The organism is Marinobacterium sp. NO-S09 (assembly GCF_059179545.1).
In genome coordinates this window covers 2,170,322-2,191,098 of the sequence record NZ_CP168954.1, presented here as the reverse complement: position 1 = coordinate 2,191,098, position 20,777 = coordinate 2,170,322, and the positions used below count along the sequence as shown (strand labels likewise).

The following is a 20,777-nucleotide window of genomic DNA, read 5'->3' as shown; positions in this document are numbered from 1 at the left end:
TGAGGCTGCCATGGAACTGAACTGGTCCACCTTTGTGCTGGAGATGCTCAACTTCGCAGTGCTGGTCTGGCTGCTGGCGCACTTTCTGTACAGGCCGCTGCAGTCCGTGATTGCCCGACGCCAGCAAGAGGTGTCCGACCGCCTGGCCGAAGCCGCCAAGCGCGAGCAACAGGTTAAAGCGCAACAGGCACAACTCGATAATCGGCTTCATGCCTGGGAGCAGGAGCACCAGCAGGCCCGTGAGCAGCTTCAGCAGGAACTGACCCAGGAGCGAAGACGCAAGGAGCAGGCCATGCAGCAGCAACTGGAGCAAGCTCGGCAGCGCGACGAGGTACTACAGCAACGCCATCGTCAGACGCAGAGTCACCAGCTGGAGCGCCAGGCCCTGCAACAGGGCGCCCGCTTTGCCGGCCGGATTCTTTCCAACTGTGCCGATGCCAACCTCGAAGCCCGGCTGATCGGGCTGTTACTCAACGGGCTGCCCAAGCTCCCCGAAGAACAATTGATGGATATGCGCCAACAGGTGGCAGAACAGGATCTACTCCCGAGCATCACCACGGCCTTCGAACTTGCACCGACGCAACATGGGAACATTGAAAAAGCGCTGCAAACCTTGCTGCAACACCCGGTCAGCTGCCGCTTCGACCAAAACCCCGATCTTATTGCAGGGATCAAAATCACCCTGGGCCCCTGGGTGATACAGGCCAATCTTCAGGACGAATTAGCAAGTCTGGAGACGTTTGCTCATGAGTACTGATATCAGGCCCGCCGCCGGCAGCCTGCTGCAACGTCAGGCAGAGTGGCTCGAGGACTACCAGTTACAGCCGCGTATGACCGAATGCGGACAAGTGGTTTCGGTCGGCGACGGCATCACCTGGCTCTCCGGCCTTCCCACAGCGGCCATTGACGATTTGCTCAACTTTGCCGACGGTAGCCAGGCATTGGTATTCGACCTGAACCAGGGGCTCATAGGTGCCATTCTGCTGCATGCCACCGAACATCTCACCGCCGGTACCGAAGTCAGCCTGGCCAATATCAAGCTCAGCCTGCCGGTCGGTCCTGCACTGACTGGACGCGTGATCGACCCGCTGGGCCTGCCACTTGATGGTGAAGAGGTACCGGAGGCCGAACTTTGGCAGCCCTTGGAGCAACCATCCGCCGCCATTACCGCACGCGACTTTGTACACCACCCGCTCTACACCGGTAACCGCATCATTGACACCCTTATCCCCATCGGCCGTGGTCAGCGCCAGCTACTGATCGGTGACGAAGGACTTGGCCGCAGCTCTCTGGCACTGGATACCCTGATCAATCAGAAGGATCAGGATGTACTATGCATCTATGTGATGATCGGCCAGCGCCGCTCCAATGTGATCGACAACATCGAGTTGTTACGTCGTTACGGCGCTCTCGACTACACCACCCTGATCGTCGCTGAAGCCAGCACTCTACCCGGCCTGCAACATCTGGCTCCCTTCGCCGGCTGCGCCCTGGCCGAATATTGGATGAAGCAGGGCCGTCATACGCTGGTGATCTACGATGACCTGTCTACCCACGCCAAAACCTACCGCGAACTCTCGCTGCTGCTGCGTCGCCCACCAGGCCGGGAAGCCTACCCCGGCGATATCTTTTCAGTCCATGCACGCCTGCTGGAGCGGGCGACCTGTCTCTGTGCCGCCCAAGGCGGCGGCAGCATGACCGCCTTGCCAATCGCTGAAACCAACCAGGGTGAGATCGAAGCCTATATTCCTACCAACCTGATCTCGATCACCGATGGCCAGGTCTACCTGGATGCAGCCATGTTCAGTGGTGGTTTTCGCCCTGCGATCGACATCGGCAAGTCGGTTTCCCGTATTGGTGGCAACGCGCAGCATCCGGCGATCAAGCGTGAGGCCGGTCGCATGAAACTGGACTACCTGCAGTTTCTGGAGCTGGAAGTGTTCACCCGTTTCGGTTCCCGGCTTGAAGCATCAATGGAAACCGCGATCCAGCGCGGCCGAGTATTACGCGAAATACTAAAACAGGAACGCCTGGCACCTGACCCCATCCGTTTTCAATTAGCCTGGATGATCGCGTTCAATGAAGGAATGCTGGATGAACTCAAGCCGGACCAAGTCGGATCTTTACTGCTTAAACTGTTACAGCAGGTTCAATCGACGGAGGAGCTACATCTCGATAGCCCACGCGAGCAATGGCAACGCCAGATTGCACACTGGGTCCACCAGGCTGGGGAAAGCAGCACATGACACAAAGGCATGCACTTGAACAAAGACGAGCCCAGCTGAGCGAAGCCCGGGAGATCATGGAATCAATGAAATCTCTGGCCTTCATGGAAGCACGTAAACTGGAGCAGCGTGCCAACATGAGGCGGGAGCTGGTCAAGACACAGGAACGAGTCGCAACCGACTTTCTGTATTTTCATCCTGAATTTCAGACATGGCCAACTCCTGACACAACCCTCTACCTTCTGCTGGGCTCCGAGCGCGGTTTTTGTGGTGCATTCAATGGTCACCTGCTTCAACGCCTGGCCGAAGAACAGGGTGCCGAACATGCCCGCCTGATCGCCTGCGGCAACAAATTGAATAACCACCTTAGCGATGATCCTCGGCTGCTGGCCAGTGTAGACGCCCCCTCAGTTCAGGATGAAGTTCAGGGCTTTCTGATCAGCCTTCTTGAGCGGATAAGCCGGGAACAGCAGAAGAGTGCCCTGACCATCAAAGTGATCAGCCACGACCCAGCGGTTGACCAGGTCAAGTTGGAATACCTGCTGCCCCCCTTTCAGACACTGCAACATCCGCCACGACCAGACCGGACTCCCCCGCTGTTGAACCTGCCACCAAGGGAGTTTTATGCTGAGCTGGTCGATCATTATCTGCTGGCCAGCCTGAATGAAAAGGTATGCCGCTCACTACAGGCCGAAAACCACTACCGCATGCTGCATCTTGATGGCGCAGTGCGCTATCTGCAGGACCACCTGGATCACATGCGGCTGCAAAGCAACCAGTTACGAAAGGAGGGAATCACCGAAGAGATTGAGGTGATACTACTTAGTGCGGACGTGATTCGTCCCGGTGATACCACTGTACAGCTACCCGCATCCAAGGCATAAAACGACTAGCAAGCAATGATTTTCTGTTCCCCAGCAGGGTCGTCTCCAACCGACCTCTGACTACACGTCAGTATGCCCGCACCGTTGATCAGTGGGTTACAAGTGTTGGTCTGGGTGTCTGTGACTTCGGGACACACAATGAGAAGGACCAAGCCGACTCTCATAGGAAGGCGTACGCATGGCCTGAGGACAGACCAGCTACTACTCTGGCATTCGAAGCCGAAAAGCAAGGTCCGCTATTTAGGAGTGGAGTTGGATGATGCTCTCGTTTTGGCCGAACAAACTGATGTTAAAGGGGCTAAAAGAGCCTGCATGCGCTACGCGATGGCCGACGGCCTTCACCCGCGTAGAATCAATGTATTTTTCCAGCCATTCGAGCAGAAAATTTGCTACTGAGTTGTAATCACAAATATCGATGCCCAGACTGCCTTGTTGATCTCGGGTCATATCGTTGAATATCAACATGGTCCCGGATAAACAGATGTGATCATTTTTTCATTCCCACATTACGTTAGTGCCCGCCTTTGACGCGGCAGTGAGAAGCTCAATAAGAGGCAGTGCACGATTTGACAGACTCACCGGGGGGGCGTTCTCATCATCTTCTTCAACAGGCGGCGACGTATCTTCTGCATCTACCGCGAGAGTTAATTTTTGCAAAGCTTCAGGCACATCGGCTGCGAGAATTGCGCCGGGCACAGTGGAGCTGTGTCCCATCATTTTCAGCAGTGTGAGGGCAACATCCCCAAACATGGTGATGTCTGCATAGGCCTCAGTGGTAAATGTTACAAGCATAGAGCTCTCCTTGAATGAATAATGCGTTTCAGCCAGCATGCGCAATCATCTGTCTAAACAGATGGGTTCATTGCAGCGCTTTTTGGGGCAATACAGTCCAACAGGGCGTGCCAGGAGTTGGCAAAAACCTGAACACCCTCGCGTTGCAGTTGGGCGGCAAGCTCGGCATCGTCTACGCTGGCTTGCAAGAACTCGGCGAGTATTGCTTCACCACCACCATCATGCGGCAAGGCGACATCGGCTTTGCCATGGTCGGCATAGGCCAGCAGCGTCTTCTCCGGAAGCGTATTGATTGTATCGGCTGCGGCGAATGCACTTATAGCATAGTCTGTCTGCAGCAGCCGGGTCCTTGGTCCCGGTGCTGGCCCACAGCAGACGCTGGAACCTTAAAACAACTTTGGGAAGGTAGATCTCCTAACGGCACCTATCAGACACTCTAAAACTTTCTGAGTTTTAGTCCATACTGAAAGGCATTGATGAACTGAGGTTAAATGGGGTCGTGAAAACGGGTACTGGAATCGACTAACTAGGTACAAATCTGCCACAGGTTCAATGGTTTGCAAGGTAAAGACCTTTCGTCATTGCCGTCCCCATTCCTTTCCACCCATTTCTACCAACCGAGACGCGGCTCGTCGAAAGGAAAAGGCGAGATCATTGGCGGCCGATAATTGTGCCAGTGACACGCCAATTCGACCCGTCGCCGACCACTCAAATTCTTCACCCTCTTTGGTGCGAATCATGGTCGTCGCAAAGGAACTCGAGTTTCCCCCCTTCTCACTGACAAACAATTCTTCATTTCCATCACTGCTTTCAACTTGCGCTTCAAACTCGACAAATAATTCATCGAGCGGGACTTTTGCCGCCAGCACCAAGCGGGTGCGAGTTTCATAACACACGTCAATGAGGGTCACGAATCGTCGCGCTTCGTCGAGGTGATTGGCGTCTAATTGCGGCACGCGGTCCATGATGAGGACCGGAAATCGGTCGCAGAGGGAAATATAATCGGCCGCGCCGAGCGGTTGGTAGCATAACTCGGAAAAGTCAAACCAGGCGCACCGGTCATTCAACCGGGCGACCTGGACGGTGCGACCGAAGAGTACCTGAATGACCTCGGCCTCAGTTCCGGTTGCAGTGCCACCAAATATTTCTTTCAACTGCGCCTGCATGTTGTTATCACTATTATTATCGCCGTGAACATCCTTGTTTGACCAAAAATAGGATTGACCATCAGCTCGAGTTTCGAGTCGATAATCCTTGGCGGAATCCTCCAAGGAGATAATGTCGAATGTGTGTTTTAACATGTCTATGAATGGCAAAAAGAGAGATCGGTTAATGCCTCCCTCATACAAGGCATCGGGGGAGCGATTCGAGGTGGCCACCACTACGACATTCCAATCCAATAATAATAAAAAAAGTCGTTTCACAATCATGGCATCGGCAACGTCTGTTACTTGAAATTCATCGAAACAGAGGAGTTGGGCTTCCTGTGCCAATTGCTGCGCTATGATGGGTACCGCATCATCTCGTGGGTGCTTCTGTTTGTAGACAAAGATTCGATGATGGACGTCTAGCATGAATTCATGAAAGTGGACGCGGCGTTTGGTAATTTTTGCGTGTTTGAGGCTGTGGCTGTGATTATTACAGCAAGAATCATCATCAGGAACATTAACCGACGCGTAAAAGAGATCCATTAGAAAGCTCTTGCCGACCCCGACCGGTCCATGAATGTACATCCCTTGCGGTGGTGGACCAAAAGACCACAAATGGAACTTCTTTCGAAGAAAAGACTGAGCGGATGCCAAGGACCGCGTCAGTAACGGTAACAGCGGACTGCTGCTTGTAGAGCTGCTCTCTGTCGGTGTGTCGGTGCGCACGGGTACTGGTGGGAGAGAGGTAAGAGACTCGTGTAGGGCATCGAGTTTTGCCGCCAGAGCGACTTGCGCGTCATCTCGTCGCACCTCCCCCGCATCCACCTTGCGTTCATACGCCGCTGACACGGGGCCTGTCGGGAGGGACTGCCGAGCGACGCGATGTTGTGCTGCCATATTCTTCATCACCGTCTTCATCATCGACCTGATGAGTTTATCAACATGGTAAGGAAAGTAAGATCAAGTCCGCCTCTTCCCGCTTTTTTCGATTGTCTCAGGTCTAGGGACTTTTTCGCAATTTACCTAGATAAAGCTGCCTAGTCTTATCTGAAGATTTTCGAACTATGGGCTAGCGATCAAATTCATCAGGAAAGGTCCGCTCTGGGTCGTGAGCCGACCGAAGGAATCACACTGTTTAACCGTCCGCTTTTGCGGGAAAATCGCCCTCCCGCATGACACGCCTTATGTCCGCATTACCGAAAAACGCCTTCAGACTCTGTGCGGAGCTAACGACTGCAATGTGCGCACAACAGCCGCTCTAAAACTAAAAACCCCGCGCGGCGCAACACCGGGCGGGGCCTTGAAGACATCAGTCTGATGATCAGATATCAATCACGTCGAACTGTACGTCCGGATTCACATCAGCTTCGTAATCAATGCCTTCGATACCGAAACCGAACAGCTTGAGGAATTCGTCCTTATACAGCTGATAGTCAGTCAGATCGAACAGGTTTTCAGTGGTGACCTGCGGCCACAGATCACGGCAAGCCTGCTGAACATCTTCACGCAACTCCCAGTCATCCAGGCGGAAGCGGTTGCCATCATCCATCTCGGCAGTCGAACCGTACAGACCGGTCTGGAACAGACGCTGGACCTGCTCCATGCAGCCTTCATGCAGTCCCTGCTCGCGCATAACCTTGAATACCATGGACAGGTACAGCGGCATGACGGGAATGGCGGAGCTTGCCTGGGTCACTACGGATTTAAGGACCGCCACATTAGCCTGACCATTGTGAGCAGCAGACAGCTTGTTGTTCAGCTCGTCTGCGGCACGGTCCAGATCCTGTTTGGCCTTGCCCAGAGCACCGTGCCAGTAGATCGGCCAAGTAATATCGGTACCGATGTAGCTGTAAGCAACCGTTTTACAGTTGTCAGCCAGAACACCGGCATCTTCCAGAGCGTTGATCCAGAGTTCCCAGTCTTCACCGCCCATCACGGTCACGGTGTTGGCTACTTCCTCTTCCGTTGCCGGTTCAATTTCGGCTTCGGTGATCACATTCTTGTTGGTGTCGATAGCCGTGGAGCGGTACGGCTCCCCAATCGGCTTGAGCACGGAGCGCACGACTTCACCGGAATCCGGCATTTTGCGCACAGGAGACGCCAGTGAGTAGACCACCAGATCGACCTGACCCAGGTCTTCCTTGATCAGATCGATGGTTTTCTGTTTCGCTTCATGGGAGAAAGCATCACCGTTCAGGCTTTTTGAGTAAAGACCAGCTTCCTTCGCCAGCTTGTCGAACGCCGCAGCGTTGTACCAGCCCGCAGTACCCGGCTTGCGCTCGGTACCGGGTTTTTCGAAGAAGACACCGATGGTGGCGGCATCACTACCAAAGGCAGCAGCGATACGAGAAGACAGACCGTAGCCACTGGAAGAGCCAATCACCAGTACACGCTTGGGACCATTCTCGATTTTGCCCTGGGCCTTGGTGTACTGGATCTGTTCGCGCACGTTGGCTTCACAGCCAACCGGGTGGGTAGTGGTACAGATGAAGCCACGAATTTTCGGTTTGATAATCATAAGCGGATTCGGTGCCGTTATTGTCAGATACAAGTGTTTTCGGGTACAAAATTCCGCTTAAGATACCGTATTTACTGCGCTGACAACAGCTTTGCCGCCGACGGGACCGATTCAGCGGCAAGTGGCGCCGTACAGGAACAACTCAACTGCCTGCTCCACCGCCAGCTCGCGCTCGGCCTCGCTGATTTCAATACCCATCAAAGATCTGAGCTGAAAGTTGCCCTTCACCATCTCCATAAACTGATACGCGGCCATTTCAGTATCACGAATGCGCATTTGTCCCTGTTCAACCTGCGACTGCAGATAGGCGCCCAGTTTGTCGTTGATGCGTTTTGGCCCCTGTTCATAGAAAAGCGACTGGATGCGCTCCCGCTCACTACTGCAGTCCATGGCAACCAGGCGGTACAGACCTACGGCTTCTGGCGATAAAACACGCTCCAGCATCAGGTGTCCATAGCGTTTGAGTGCCTGCTCAGGGGTTTCCTGACGTTTAATGGCACACTCCACCGCTTCAAAGGCGCTGAATACCCGGTTCGAGGTCTGTGTCATCATCGCCTCAAACAGGCCGAGCTTGTTGCCAAACAGGCGGTACAACGTACTCAATGATCCACCCGCACGACACATGATGTCGTTGATACTGGCGTTATCGTAGCCCTGCTCGATAAACACGTCTCGCGCTGCGTCCAGAATGCGTTTCTGGCGCTCCAGGCCCTTGGGGGTCAAACCACAGGGTCGGGTTTCGGGTTCTGCTTGATCGTTACTCATGGCTCATTCTTTGTGGAAATGCAGCGACATTATAACAGGCCACTACAAGAATATTCGTGCCCATATCAATGGACAATGTACTTTATTGTAATGTATATTACACTACACTTCAGTTGTTTCCTCATTTGTACCTGGCTCTGCGCCCTCTCATGCAGAGCCAGTCTTTTTTATTGATACAGGTTTCCCATGAGCACCAAACAGATCCCGATTCCGGGCCTGATTTTCATGCTGGCGGCGTTAACCGCTTTGGCCCCCTTGTCCACCGACGCATACCTGCCCGCCATCCCCTCAATTGCTGAGGGATTGGGCGTCACCATTCACGATGTCGAGCTATCTGTGAGTCTGTTTCTGGCCGGTTTTTCCTGCGGCCAGCTGACCGGTGGCCCCCTGTCTGACCGTTACGGACGCAGGCGTGCTATTGCACTTGGCTTGAGCGTGTTCTTCATTGGTGCCGGCTGGGCATCTATTGCCGGCAGCCTGGGTGAACTCTGGACCGCCCGAATATTGCAAGGCTTTGGCGGCGGACTGAGCGTGGTGAACTCCATGGCCATCATCCGTGACCGTCATTCAGGTCGTGAAAGCGCACAAGCCATGGGCAAAATGGCCAATATCCTGATGCTGGCCCCCTTGCTTGCGCCGGTACTGGGAACGGCTTTGCTTGAGTTGGGAAACTGGCGCCTGATTTTTACCTTTCTATCGGTTTACGCCCTGCTGCTGTTGGCCACGTTGATGCTGCGCCTGCCGGAAACACGCCGCCCCAGTGCAGAGCCTTTGCCCAACCCTGTCAAAGGCTACTGGAATGTACTGAAACACCGCACCGCTCGGGGCTACCTGTGTTCACTGGCCTGTTCCTATGCTGGCCTTTTTGCCTTCATCACCGGCTCTTCCGGCAGCTACATCGACTACTACGGTGCCAGCCCTGCCATGTATACGGTGCTGTTCGGACTCAACATTGTCACCCTGCTGGCTTGCAACCAGATCAACATTCGCTTGCTGCATCGCTTTTCCACCCAGCAGTTGCTGCAGATGGGCCAGCGCATTCAGCTCACATGCGGCGTGCTGCTGGTTGCAGCTTTTCTGTTCTTTGATGCGCCCCTTCCAGTCATTGTGGCTTTGGTCATGCTGTATATAGGTGTACAAGGGTTTGTCATTGCCAACGGCATGGCGGGTACCAGTGAATTTTTCCCGCACTCGGCGGCCACGGCCACCGCTCTGCTGGGGGCCAGCGGCTTCGGTTTCGGTGCCCTGGCTGGCAGTTTGGTCGGTTTGCTGGGTGATGGTACGCCTCTGCCGATGCTGGGGGTCATGCTCGGAACAACAGTGCTGGGCAACCTGATGGGCTGGTGGCTATTGCCGCGCGCCCATTCAATATTCAAGGCGCGGGCTGCTGCAGACGAAAGCTGAACTCGATTGAGTCCACATTTCCGGCACTATCCACGGCACTGACTCTGAACTGTCCCGCCCGAGACAGTTCAAGTGTCTGCCGGTTCTTGCCCCCTCCGGGCAATGGCTTGCCATCCAAATACCAATTCACGCTTCCGGCGGCCCCAACCAACTTCAGATCGAGCTCAAGTGCATCACGCCCCGCAGGCAACCACAGCAAACTGCCGTCTTCTACACCTATGATTTTAACAGGTTCAGCAAGTCCCAAGGCTGCCTCACACGCCGGCACCACCGCAGGCAAGCGTGTTCGCCTTCGCCATTCAGGACGAACCCAGGGTTCAGCTTGCTGAGGCCAGAGGGCCAGCTGCCGAGTGAGAGGCTGAACCACTTCCTGACCGCATCCCGGTAAGAACCGATACCCCGTTTCGGGATCGAGCTGTACCCGACGCAGCAATCCCGACATGGTAATACCCGGTTTCTGGGGCAGCGTGAACGGCGCAGCACCATTGAGCAACCAGGCCTGATGGCTTTGCATGCAGTTATCACCCGCATTGGCATTGTGTGTTGCTCGTGAGCCCAGTGGCCAACATATTTCACCCTGTTCAACGCTATCCGGCCTGGGAACAGCAGCATCAATCTGGCCCAGGCGCTCATATACGCGAAACAGCAAAGGCGCTGCCAGGCTGCGCCCACTCTCACCGGGGCTCGGGTTACCATCAGGCCGCCCTACCCAGACACCCAGTGTCCAGTTGGCATCCACACCCATGGCCCAGGTATCTCTGAAGCCGTAGCTGGTACCGGTTTTCCAGGCCAGGGACCATTCGCGTTGCCCCAAAGCCCCCAATGCACGCCAGGGGTCCTGAGCCAAAATACGCCAGGTTATCCAGGCCGCACCGGGGCTCGACATCCAGCGCGAGGTTTCCGGGCTCGATGCCAACAACCGGGGCGTACCAGCCATACCTGCCCGTCCCAAAGATGAATAAGCACCCAAAAGTGACTCCAGACTTGTACCCGCACCACCTAATACCAGGGCGCTACTGGGCTCACCACTTCCGGGTAACTGAAGATACAGGCCACCATTGCGCATACCCGCGAGGAAGGATTCTGCACCCAGATGCTCTACGAGTTGAACGACAGGCAGATTGAGTGAGCGCTGCAAGGCATCCTGAACCGAGACAGGGCCGGCAAAGCCACCGGTGAAATTATGGGGTCGATAATCAAGTCCGTATCGCGGTGTATCCAACAGCATGGAATGCGAGTGAATAAGCCCCTGATCCAATGCTTGCGCATAGGCAAAAGGCTTAAGGGTAGAGCCCGGCGAGCGCAGCGCGCGGGTCATATCGACATGTCCATAACGCTGGGCAGCACCAAACTCGGCCGCACCGACATAGGACCGCACACTCAAATCATCGTTACGCATAACCATCACAGCCAATGACTGATGCTCATTCAGTCGCTGGCGATAGGTTTCAACCAGTGCCTCCAGATCCCGCTGCAGATCCGCATCGATGAGTGTTTCTATGGTGAGGCATTCAGAACATTCCTGACGCAGTCGCCGGGCCAACAAGGGCGCCAATACCGGCGATCGAGGAGGCAAGGCAGCCACGTTTTCCTGTAGCGCTTCATCGACACGATTGATATCCCAGAGTCCAAGCGCATGCATGCGCCTGAGTACCTTGTCACGTGCCGCACGGGCACGCTGAGGGTAACGGTCTGGCCGCCATTCACTGGGACGCTGTGGCAGGACCGTCAGTAGCGCAGCTTCAGCATCGCTCAGCTCCAGCGACGGCTTACCAAAATAGTGCTGGCTGGCCGCTTCTATTCCCGACAGCATACCGCCATAGGGTGCAAGATTCAGATAGAGTTCGAGGATTTCCTGCTTGCTGTAGTGCCATTCAAGCTGCAAGGTTCGCAGAACCTGCTTCACCTTCCCTTTTAATGTACGCGGATAAGGATCAAGCAGCCCCGCCACTTGCATACTGAGGGTGGAACCACCCGATACCACTTCACCGGCCATCAGGTTTTGCCAGGCAGCTCGGGCAATCGCCAGTGGGTTTACACCGGGGTGGTAATAGAAAGCACGATCTTCATAAGCAAGTAGTTGCTCAAGAAAGACCGGTGCGACGGAGTCAACCTTTGCAGGATAGCGCCAGGTTTCATCCGGGGCCGGGAAAGCACGCAGCAGTTGCCCATCCTTTGCAAGGACTCGGACCGAAGGGGGTGCTGACTGCGGCAAAGGGTAGGCCCAATCAAGGATCAGACCCACTGCCGATGCCACTCCCGCCAACACCAGGGCTGACAGCAGCCAGCGATACCGCTTTTTCATATCAACGCGCGCGAATAACCATCATTTGGCTATCGCCGCCCTGATGACGGATTTCCGGGCTGTACATGGACTCGGCGAAGCTCGGCGGCACGCGATATTCACCGGGCGTAACCGCGCGTGCCAGGTAGTAGAGACGCGCGCCACCATAGCCGAGCTTGAGCGCAGCTACATAGCGATCATCACGGTACTCCTGATGTCGCAGGTCCAGCATCGCCATCAGGTCGGCAACGCGGTTGCCTTCCACCTGAAGATCACCGGCATCCATGCTGTTGGCCAGGTTTTGATTCTCCAATTCCAGCCCGGCTGGCAAGAGGTCAACAATCAGCGCATCGGATACGGGGTCTTCACTTTGGACCTGCAACTCAACCAGCACTTGATCACCGGTTTTCAGCTGACTGATATCCAGCGGCTGCCCCTTGGCATCAAGGAAACGGCGCTCTACGTTCATGCCCTGACTGATTGCTGCAGGCGGTTGGGTGGTATACCCCTGAATTTTGAGATTGAACCAGAGTGCGTGATCAGCCGGGTTTTCCAGCTCCAGCCCCTGCAGCACATCCATACCGCTAGCACTCAAGCTGTAACTGCCCTGACCTCTTAGCACCTTGTCCCATGCGCCTGAAAGCCTGGCATGGACGCTATCACCCGGCAGGTTGGCAAGACGATTACCCGCCAGGAACAGCGCATTGCGCTCCTGAGTGCTGAACCATTGACGATCCGTCAGGCTCGCCTGCAACCGATCAAGCACGGGTAGCCACTGCGCTTCAGGGCTATCCGCTTCCAGCAGCCAGAACAGAGCTAGAGCACGATCACGGACCAGGCTGCCATAATCGGTGTAGTCAAAACTGTCTTTAGACAAAGCAACCAGTGCACGATCCAGTGCCTGCTCCGCCCTGCGCTCATCACCTGCAGCCCTCAGCGCCAGCCCCAGCTGTAACATGGCCAGCGGAGGTGTGTTCGCGCCATGGTGATCCAGCAGGTTGCGCAGTTCTGCAAGCGGAGCCTGCCCAGAGCGCGCCAGCACTTGTGCAGCATAGGCTCTTACAGAAATACGAGAGCGACGGTCATTCAGCAGCTCGCCATTAATACGATTGGGGTGTCGCAGATAACGCGCCACCTGCTCCAGCGCCAGCTTCAAGCCCGGCTCGGATACCGTATAACCGGCATCCCGTGCGCGCAGCAGGAAGTCCGTGATATATACGCTCAGCCAGGGCTCCTCAGGACTCTGGTCACTCCAAAGACCAAAACTGCCATTGCTGCGTTGCATACCGAACAGACGTCGAATCGCCAATTCTACTGCCGCAGTGCGCTCATCAAGCTCATCGGCTTCAAGCCCCCAATCCCGCAACTGGTTACCCTGCACATAAATCTGCGGGAAGACACCGCTGGTGGTCTGCTCTGCACAGCCATAGGGGTAAGCCTTCAGCGCATCAAAATGTCGCGCAAGATTCAGCGGCGCATGGCGAGACATCGTCAATTGCGCATTAAGCGATGCGGGTTGCAACCCTTCCAGCGCAGCCCCGCTCAGATCAAAGGTATCACCGGCAGGGACGGGTTGCTGCCAGTTCAACGCTTGCGCAGGCCAGGCCGGTCGAATTCCCAGAGTCCACTCCCGAGCAAGGTCGGCTTCACCTTCAATACCCGTCACATGCAGACGCAGCGGTACCCTGCCCATGGCGATATTGGCCGTTACCGGAAGTACCTGAGTCATTTTCTCGCCAGCATCCAACTCGACTTCGGTATTCCAACCAGCTGAGCCAGATTCGAACACCAGCCCCTTACCGGCATCCAATTCAATGCTGAGCGTCTGTTTTTGCTCCGTGCGGTTATGCAGATCCAACGTCAGCTGGCTTCGATCCCCCTGTGCTATGAAGCGTGGGCGGTTCAATTCTGCAACCACAGGAGCGACCACAGGGACTTCATGATCAGCAGACCCCATAGCCTCGTCCGAAAATGCGACCGCCATGAGGCGAATACGGCCATTGAAGGCAGGCAAGTCAACCGGAATGCTCGCACGGCCCTGCTCATCGACATCAACCGCCCCGGAAAACAGCGAGAGAATTTGTACATCACTGGGCGGCTGCGCACCACCACGGCTGAGATCCGCATCACCGCCATAGCGCAAACGTGCCAGCGCACCGGCTTCAGCATCAATGAGGTCGCCATAGTTATCACGCAGGTCTACACGGTAGGCACCGGGGGTAAAGAACCAGTCCAGCGGGTCGGGTGTCGCAAAGTCGGTAATGGACAGCACGCCCACATCGACTGCCGCCAGGGTAACTCTAACCTCATCTGGCAGCTCGCCACCTTCTGTTGCAGACACATGAACCGGAACGTCAACACGTTGCTCGGGGCGCAATTCCAAAGGCATGTCGCCAAAATCGACCTTCAGCTCGCGCTCACCGGGCGCCACAGGAACCGGCTCCAGTCCCAGCATACGCTTGGGCAAGGTACGCTCACGCACATCGCCCGGCTGCAGCAGAACAACGCTGGCATACAGGTCCTGTCGCAGCCATTCAGGCTTCAGCATTACACTGACTTCAGCGCCTTCAGCCGGAATGCTGATCTGCTCGCGATAGAGCAGCTGATCCGTCTCCAGCATCAGGTAACCCTCACCCGCAGCCGGTGGACGTACCTGAATACGAAGCTCATCACCCGCGCTGTATTGCTGCTGATTCAGGGTTAGCCCAACACGGTCCGGGCGCCCAGCCATCACCTTGGCATCCGGGTCCCAACCAGCGCGGAATCGATATGCCGACACCTGGCCACTGACAGGGTCTTTAACCTCCACACGGTAATAACCCCATTCCGTCGGAAAGCTGATCTCTGCACTGTCACCTGCTTTCAGGCTGACTGAGCGCTGATCAACCGTGTAATGCCGCTCGGTGTACTGGCTGCGCCAGCCTTCAGCATCACTCCAGCTCCAATGGTAGTCGCGTCGCTCACGGATCAGGCTGACATCCAGCTCATCTGATGCCAGACGTGTCATACCATCGGTCAGCACCAGCTCAAATGTCGCCTCACTTTCGTAGTCCACCACATCCTTTTCAAACAGAGGCCTAATCCCCGGCAAAGTGCTATTGGGTAGCACCACGGAAGTTGCCCGCCGAGAGACAGGACGACCGCCACTATCCAGCAGGCTGGTGTAGGCAGTCAGGCTCAGAGGGCTGGTAAGATCCTGCCAGTAGGCGTCCACTTCAAGGTCAGCACGGCCTTTGGCATCCAGCTCTATTTCCTGCAGATCTTCCCGGCGCTCCAGCTCGGTATCCTTGGGATGACCAAAGTAAAAATCCTTGAACGCCTCAAAGGGATGCGGTTCAAGCCTGGCAATCAGTTGGGACTGCAAGCGATTACCCGAGGCAGGCGCACCATATAAATAATCGCCCTGTACCTCAATATTGAAATTGTCTTCAGGCTGGATACGCTGATCGGTCTGCAATGTGAGCGCCAGACGTTCAGGCAGGAACGTTTCGACCTGTACCGGGTAATCACGTTCAGAACCATCAGGCAGCAGGATACGAAAACGCCATTCGCCCGTCGCCGCATCACTGGGCAATGGCAGGCTGGTTTCATAATAATTCAGGGCATCTGGCTGAATGTTCTGGCTGGACACAACGCGTCCATCCGGCTGAATCAGACGCGCCTGTAGAGGAATACCCGGCACCGCCCCGGCTTCGCTTGATCGCAGTAAGGCGCTGAAGACAAGTGTCTCACCCGACCGGTAAATATCGCGGGGGCTGTAGATGAACACTTCCTGAGCATTACGGACAGGACCGTCGACCGGGAATTCCGCCAGATCCAGCCCCTGCCCTTTCAGACGGACCAGCGAAAGCTGACGTCCCTTTTTCAATAGCAGCAGGCGTGCGTCGCTGAACTTACCCTGGCGCACCAGCTCCGGAGATAGCACAGCCTGCCCCTTGGCATCAGTACTGGCTTCGATCAGCGTGTTCCCTTTCTCATCCAGCAGCTGTAGCTGTACGTCATCAACTGCGTCTGCAGTGGCCAGGCTATTCACCTGCACGCCCAGCTCGTCAGCGTAAAGACGCACCTGCGCTCCCAGGTCTGTGACTGTGAACCAGGTTGCGGGATACCGGTACTCTATGCCACCGGCTTCACGCATGACTGCCAGATATACACCCGCCTTCTGCAGCGGCTCCATATCCTGAACCGGAAGGTAGCGGGTGGCACGGGTGTTCTTCTCCAGCTCCAGATCAAAACGGCCCGACCAGACCAGCTCGGCATCATCCTTGAGTTCACGAGCATCCCAGGCACTCAGCTGGGTCATTTGTCCATAGCCGGCAAGAAATTGGTCCAAGGCATCGGCATTGATGTGATACACATCCAGATCTACCTGTGAGACATTCACAGCCATAACCGGCAGGCCTTCTCGCAGACGGTGAGCCAGAATGTTGCCCCGACCGGCAAAGCCAAGTGCCGACGTCAGACTCGGCGTTTCCAGGTCCAGCTGAGAACCTTGTTTTAACTGCTGACCATTGCGGCCCGGCAAACCTGCTTTCACCTCAACCCGGTAGCGACTTTCCGGATTGAGCCCGGCGAAGTAAATGACCTTGCCACGCTGATCTGCAACCCAGCCACCTTGCAAACGATCACCAGCTTCGGTTTCAACCTGTAACCATTCATCCAGGGGCTGATCGGTCACGACCGGCGTTGACAGAGTCACCGCTACGGCCTGGCGCCCCTGCCACAAGCGAACACTGATGTCCCTTACCAGCATTTCGATGTCAGCAGACTCATTACGGCTGGCTTGCTCGGTAACAGTGTCTTCGGTCTTTGTTTCAGACGGCGTTTGCGTGGTGGAAGTGTCGTCCTCACTGCTGCAGCCACTGATTAACAGGGCTACCAATGAGGAGACTGCAAGCCTGCGCTTGAAGGGGGGCATAATCATCTCCGTTGATATGCGTGCAGAGCTGCCAAAACAGCTCTGCCGGTCATGTATCTAACGCATGATGCCCCTCGGGTTATCAGGAGGCAAGGGCCTCTGAGCGATTACTGTTATCCAGCTCTGCAGCCGTTTGGTCACTCAGCTTAAGCACCAGAATCAACACTGCTCCCAAGGCAACAAAACCGCCGGCGAGCCAAAGGCCCAGCGCGTAATTACCGCTCTGTTCTGCCAGCACTCCGGTCAATGCCGGTGCCGCAATCTGTGCCAAGCCATAGGATAGCGTCATACGCCCCATCAGTTTGGCCGGTTTAGACGGATACAAACGCCCTGCCATGGTCAGTACCAGGCTGACACAGCCGATAAAGGTGCCACCAAACAGCACTGCACTGATCAAAACCGACGTGAGGCTCTGGTCAATCGCTGGCAGTACAATACCGGCTATCTGCACCACGTACGCCAACAACAGTGCCATCAGGTAACCGACCCGACGCGCGATCAGATCCCAGGCCATGACTGCAGGCACTGCCGCCAGTCCCACGACCAGGAAAGCCAGTTGACCCATACCAGCCAATTCTGGCTCACGCTCGACGATGGTGACGATAAAGGTCGCGCTTACCACGTAGCCGTACCCGGCACAGAAGTACGCCAACATCATCAGCCACAGGAAGCGTTTCCCCGGCGGGTTGTCTTCCATCGAGGTGCCTGCAGGTGCAGTCGGGGATGCGGACGGCTGTGGCAACCAGCGCCAGGCAGGTACCGCCAGCATCAGGCCCAGAATAGAGAACCAGAGCCATTGATCCGCCCAATCCATGGATAGTCGCAGGAATATTTCCACCACTACGGCGGCAAACACGATACCCAGGCCTGCGCCTGCAAAGTGGATGCCCAGCTCACTGCGGTGCTGGTGACGGATCAGCCAGTTCAGGATCAGCCCGGATGCGATCAACATGGAACCGGCACTGCTGAGACCCGAAAGAAAGCGCATTAACGACCAGAGGAACATGTTTTCGGTCATCGCCATTGCTGCCGTTGTCACAACAGCCAGCACCAGGCCGATACGATAGAGACGATCCTTTAACTGAAGGTCGCCAACAGACGCGGCAATCAGGGCACCACACATATACCCGGTGTAATTAATGGCGGCAAGCCAGCCACCCTCCGCATCACCAATCCAGGTTTGGTCCAGCATGACCGGCAAAAGCGGTGTGTATGAGAATCGGGCAATACCGACACACAGGATCTGACTGAAGATGCCGGCAAAGAGCACCTTCAGGCGTTGGGTTTGATCCGACATGAGAGGTCCTTATGATTATTATTCCGTTCTACAGCGTTCGGATTGTGCGCCAGTCGTCTGAATCAGGCCAGCCCTCGGGCACAAAAAGCCCGGCACAAGGCCGGGCTCAAAGGTTCGTATTACGTGCAGCCGGCTTACTGCCAGGCGCTGCTGAACTGTTCTTCCGGCAGTGCCATGATGGATTGGCTGCCATCATTCAGGGTTTCAGCAAACGCTTTCCAGCGCGGCAGTACCTGGGCCATATAGAAACGGGCACTTTCCTGCTTGGCCTGCAAATAGGGGTCATCATCCCCTTCTGCCGCCAAGCGTACCGCAGCACTGGCCTGACGCAGCAGCTCCCAGCCACCACACACATAACCGGACAGCATCATAAAGCTGTATGCAACGGCTCCCGGCATGACCTGATCGGCTTCGGCACCCTGCAGCAACTGCTCACGCGCCTTGTCCAAACCGATGACCGCTTCTTCAAGCGCCTTGGCCTGAGCGGTCAGTGAAGGATCAACCGATGCAATGTCGGCTTTTATTTCTTCTACCAGTGCCGACAAGGCTGCGCCCTTGTCCATCAGCGTCTTGCGTCCAACCAGGTCCAGCGCCTGAATACCGTTTGTGCCTTCATAGATCGGCAGAATGCGGGCATCACGGTAATGCTGGGCCGCACCGGTTTCTTCAACGAAGCCCATGCCGCCGTGCACCTGAACTCCAAGTGACGTAACCTCCTGAGCAACCTCGGTACACCAGCCTTTAACGATCGGCGTCAGCAAAGCAGCACGCGCCTGCTCGGCTGATTTCGCTTCATCGTTGTCAGCCTTGAGTGCAAAGTCGAGGCTGCCGCAGGCGTCATAGGCAATGCCGCGGCCCGCTTCTGTGAGTGTTTTCATGGTCATCAGCATGCGACGTACATCAGCATGACGAATGATAGGACCTGCTTCCTTAGTACCTACCGCCGGGCCCTGAATACGGTCAAAGGCGTATTCCAACGCCTGCTGATACGCGCGCTCGGAAATCGATACCCCCTGAAGGCCCACACTCAGGCGAGCGTTGTTCATCATGGTAAACATGCAAGCCAGGCCACGGTTAGGCTCACCTACCAGATAACCCACGGCGTTATCGAAGCCCATTACACAGGTCGGAGAGGCATGGATACCCAGCTTGTGCTCCAGCGACAGAGCATTTGCGCTGTTACGCTCACCCAATGAACCATCATCATTCACCAGATACTTGGGCACCAGGAACAGTGAGATACCACGAACACCCGGAGGTGCGTCCGGCAGACGCGCCAGCACCAGGTGGATGATGTTCTCGGCCATTTCGTGGTCACCCCAGGTGATGAAAATCTTCTCACCGCTGATACGGTAATGATCATCCTCAGGCTCGGCTTTGGCGCGGACCACGGACAGGTCAGAGCCGGCATTGGATTCAGTCAGGTTCATAGTGCCACACCACTCGCCACTGACCAGCTGAGGCAGATACTTGGCCTTGAGTTCATCGCTGCCGTTAAGGTCCAGACACTCCACGGCGCCCTGGCTCAGCATGGGGCACAGGCCCCAGGACATGTTGGCCGAGTGCCACATTTCCATAACCGGAATCGACAACAGGAACGGCAGGCCCTGACCACCATATTCCGGGTCAAACTGCAGGGAGCCCCAGCCACCTTCAGCATACTGCTGGTAGACATGCTTGAAAGACTCGGGACACACAACCTGACCATCCTTGAGTTGCACGCCCTGCTCATCGCCTTCGCGATTGGTCGGTGCGACCACATCACGGGCAACACGAGCAGCCTCTTCCAGAATGGCATCGACCATATCGGCAGAGGCGTCTTCAAACCCCGGCTTCTCGGCCAGTTCGGTCATGCGGGCAACATGATTCAGCGTCAGCTTCATATCCTTGAGCGGTGCATTGTACTCAGCCATGGGAGAGCTCCTTGATGATCATAATGTGGTTGAAGTACCAACACAGGCAGGTATGGCACTCACCAAAATAAGGGAATACACTTATTCTAGCATGGAGAATTGAATTGATAAGTAGGGAAACGTTCATTCAAGGGATTTATACTGGCCCTACTTTAGTTACATTGACCCCAAAATACTGACAGCGAGAGAGCCTTCACATGCAGGAACTGCACGGTTATTACCTGGAAGATCTGGAAGTCGGCATGAGCGACTCCTACGCCAAAACCATTACGGATGCCGATGTCGTCCTATTTGCCGGTATTTCCGGTGACAACAACCCGATCCACATCAACGACGAATACGCCAAGACCACCCCGTTCAAGCAGCGTATCGTGCACGGCATGTTCAGCGCCGCCCTGATCTCAACAGTTGCCGGTACTCGCCTGCCTGGCCCGGGCGCCATCTATGTTGACCAGCAGCTGAAGTTCAAGGCGCCGGTTCATATTGGTGACACCGCAACCGCCACCCTGACCGTCACAGAGATCGAAGAGCGCCGTCGCCGGGTCAAATGCCGTACTGATGTTCATGTCGGTGACAAACTGGTCGCCACAGGTGAAGGCACTTTCATGGTCGACCGCCGCGAAGCCTGA

General features: G+C 55.8%; 14 protein-coding genes. 6 read left to right on the top strand and 8 right to left on the bottom strand.

The genetic code is table 11. The annotated features are described in order from the left end of the window. The first annotated feature begins 10 nt into the window (after positions 1–10). The 3 genes from O3C79_RS10110 to O3C79_RS10100 are packed head-to-tail and all read left to right on the top strand — an operon-like array spanning position 11 to position 3,109. On the top strand, positions 11–757 hold the full coding sequence (locus O3C79_RS10110; protein WP_494383011.1) for a F0F1 ATP synthase subunit delta: 747 nt from the start codon (positions 11–13) through the stop codon (positions 755–757). Next, a complete protein-coding gene (locus O3C79_RS10105) occupies positions 747–2,246 on the top strand; it encodes a F0F1 ATP synthase subunit alpha (RefSeq protein WP_494383010.1) in 1,500 nt (499 codons plus the stop codon). Before O3C79_RS10110 ends, O3C79_RS10105 begins: the two co-directional genes overlap by 11 nt. Then, positions 2,243–3,109, top strand: a complete 867-nt coding sequence (locus O3C79_RS10100; protein ID WP_494383009.1) for a F0F1 ATP synthase subunit gamma — start codon at positions 2,243–2,245, stop codon at positions 3,107–3,109. Before O3C79_RS10105 ends, O3C79_RS10100 begins: the two co-directional genes overlap by 4 nt. Positions 3,110–3,604: 495 nt before the next feature. Here O3C79_RS10100 and O3C79_RS10095 read toward each other — a convergent pair whose 3' ends face one another. Beyond that, a complete protein-coding gene (locus O3C79_RS10095) occupies positions 3,605–3,901 on the bottom strand; it encodes a DUF1840 domain-containing protein (protein WP_494383008.1) in 297 nt (98 codons plus the stop codon). A gap of 14 nt (positions 3,902–3,915) precedes the next feature. Between O3C79_RS10095 and O3C79_RS10090 the strand changes: the two genes are divergently transcribed. Beyond that, on the top strand, positions 3,916–4,341 hold the full coding sequence (locus O3C79_RS10090; protein ID WP_494383007.1) for a hypothetical protein: 426 nt from the start codon (positions 3,916–3,918) through the stop codon (positions 4,339–4,341). 138 nt (positions 4,342–4,479) lie between these two features. Here the strand turns inward: O3C79_RS10090 and zapE are convergent, their stop codons facing one another. The 3 genes from zapE to O3C79_RS10075 all read right to left on the bottom strand — a co-directional run bounded on the left by zapE (position 4,480) and on the right by O3C79_RS10075 (position 8,332). Next, positions 4,480–5,946, bottom strand: a complete 1,467-nt coding sequence (gene zapE / locus O3C79_RS10085; protein ID WP_494383006.1) for a cell division protein ZapE — start codon at positions 5,944–5,946, stop codon at positions 4,480–4,482. 424 nt (positions 5,947–6,370) lie between these two features. Further along, the gene (gene fabV, locus O3C79_RS10080; RefSeq protein WP_494383005.1) at positions 6,371–7,567 is read right to left on the bottom strand and encodes an enoyl-ACP reductase FabV; all 1,197 of its coding nucleotides are present in this window, start codon (positions 7,565–7,567) and stop codon (positions 6,371–6,373) included. 111 nt (positions 7,568–7,678) lie between these two features. After that, positions 7,679–8,332 (bottom strand): TetR/AcrR family transcriptional regulator, encoded by a 654-nt coding sequence (locus O3C79_RS10075; RefSeq protein WP_494383004.1) that lies wholly within the window; start codon positions 8,330–8,332, stop codon positions 7,679–7,681. 186 nt (positions 8,333–8,518) lie between these two features. Here O3C79_RS10075 and O3C79_RS10070 point away from each other — a divergent pair, with 186 nt between their 5' ends. Further along, the gene (locus O3C79_RS10070) at positions 8,519–9,736 is read left to right on the top strand and encodes a multidrug effflux MFS transporter (RefSeq protein WP_494383003.1); all 1,218 of its coding nucleotides are present in this window, start codon (positions 8,519–8,521) and stop codon (positions 9,734–9,736) included. Here the strand turns inward: O3C79_RS10070 and pbpC are convergent. The 4 genes from pbpC to O3C79_RS10050 form a co-directional block, all read right to left on the bottom strand. Further along, the gene (gene pbpC / locus O3C79_RS10065) at positions 9,705–12,041 is read right to left on the bottom strand and encodes a penicillin-binding protein 1C (RefSeq protein ID WP_494383002.1); all 2,337 of its coding nucleotides are present in this window, start codon (positions 12,039–12,041) and stop codon (positions 9,705–9,707) included. The two genes, O3C79_RS10070 and pbpC, sit on opposite strands and share 32 nt — an antisense overlap. Position 12,042: 1 nt before the next feature. Continuing rightward, positions 12,043–16,938 carry an alpha-2-macroglobulin family protein gene (locus O3C79_RS10060; RefSeq protein ID WP_494383001.1) on the bottom strand — a complete coding sequence of 1,632 codons (4,896 nt, stop codon included), beginning with the start codon at positions 16,936–16,938 and terminating at the stop codon, positions 12,043–12,045. 82 nt (positions 16,939–17,020) lie between these two features. Continuing rightward, positions 17,021–18,235, bottom strand: a complete 1,215-nt coding sequence (locus O3C79_RS10055) for a YbfB/YjiJ family MFS transporter (RefSeq protein ID WP_494383000.1) — start codon at positions 18,233–18,235, stop codon at positions 17,021–17,023. Between the two features lie 134 nt (positions 18,236–18,369). After that, positions 18,370–20,148: an acyl-CoA dehydrogenase C-terminal domain-containing protein gene (locus O3C79_RS10050; protein WP_494382999.1), complete on the bottom strand. Its 1,779-nt coding sequence runs from the start codon at positions 20,146–20,148 to the stop codon at positions 18,370–18,372. Positions 20,149–20,345: 197 nt separating this feature from the next. On the opposite strand from O3C79_RS10050, the gene O3C79_RS10045 reads away from it, so the two are divergent. Continuing rightward, a complete protein-coding gene (locus O3C79_RS10045; protein ID WP_494382998.1) occupies positions 20,346–20,777 on the top strand; it encodes a MaoC family dehydratase in 432 nt (143 codons plus the stop codon).

Coding starts and splice junctions, on each gene's coding strand:
- O3C79_RS10110 (WP_494383011.1), top strand. CDS start 11: ATGGAACTGAACTGGTCCACCTTTGTGCTGGAGATGCTCAACTTCGCA.
- O3C79_RS10105 (WP_494383010.1), top strand. CDS start 747: ATGAGTACTGATATCAGGCCCGCCGCCGGCAGCCTGCTGCAACGTCAG.
- O3C79_RS10100 (WP_494383009.1), top strand. CDS start 2,243: ATGACACAAAGGCATGCACTTGAACAAAGACGAGCCCAGCTGAGCGAA.
- O3C79_RS10095 (WP_494383008.1), bottom strand. CDS start 3,901: ATGCTTGTAACATTTACCACTGAGGCCTATGCAGACATCACCATGTTT.
- O3C79_RS10090 (WP_494383007.1), top strand. CDS start 3,916: ATGAATAATGCGTTTCAGCCAGCATGCGCAATCATCTGTCTAAACAGA.
- zapE (WP_494383006.1), bottom strand. CDS start 5,946: ATGGCAGCACAACATCGCGTCGCTCGGCAGTCCCTCCCGACAGGCCCC.
- fabV (WP_494383005.1), bottom strand. CDS start 7,567: ATGATTATCAAACCGAAAATTCGTGGCTTCATCTGTACCACTACCCAC.
- O3C79_RS10075 (WP_494383004.1), bottom strand. CDS start 8,332: ATGAGTAACGATCAAGCAGAACCCGAAACCCGACCCTGTGGTTTGACC.
- O3C79_RS10070 (WP_494383003.1), top strand. CDS start 8,519: ATGAGCACCAAACAGATCCCGATTCCGGGCCTGATTTTCATGCTGGCG.
- pbpC (WP_494383002.1), bottom strand. CDS start 12,041: ATGAAAAAGCGGTATCGCTGGCTGCTGTCAGCCCTGGTGTTGGCGGGA.
- O3C79_RS10060 (WP_494383001.1), bottom strand. CDS start 16,938: ATGCCCCCCTTCAAGCGCAGGCTTGCAGTCTCCTCATTGGTAGCCCTG.
- O3C79_RS10055 (WP_494383000.1), bottom strand. CDS start 18,235: ATGTCGGATCAAACCCAACGCCTGAAGGTGCTCTTTGCCGGCATCTTC.
- O3C79_RS10050 (WP_494382999.1), bottom strand. CDS start 20,148: ATGGCTGAGTACAATGCACCGCTCAAGGATATGAAGCTGACGCTGAAT.
- O3C79_RS10045 (WP_494382998.1), top strand. CDS start 20,346: ATGCAGGAACTGCACGGTTATTACCTGGAAGATCTGGAAGTCGGCATG.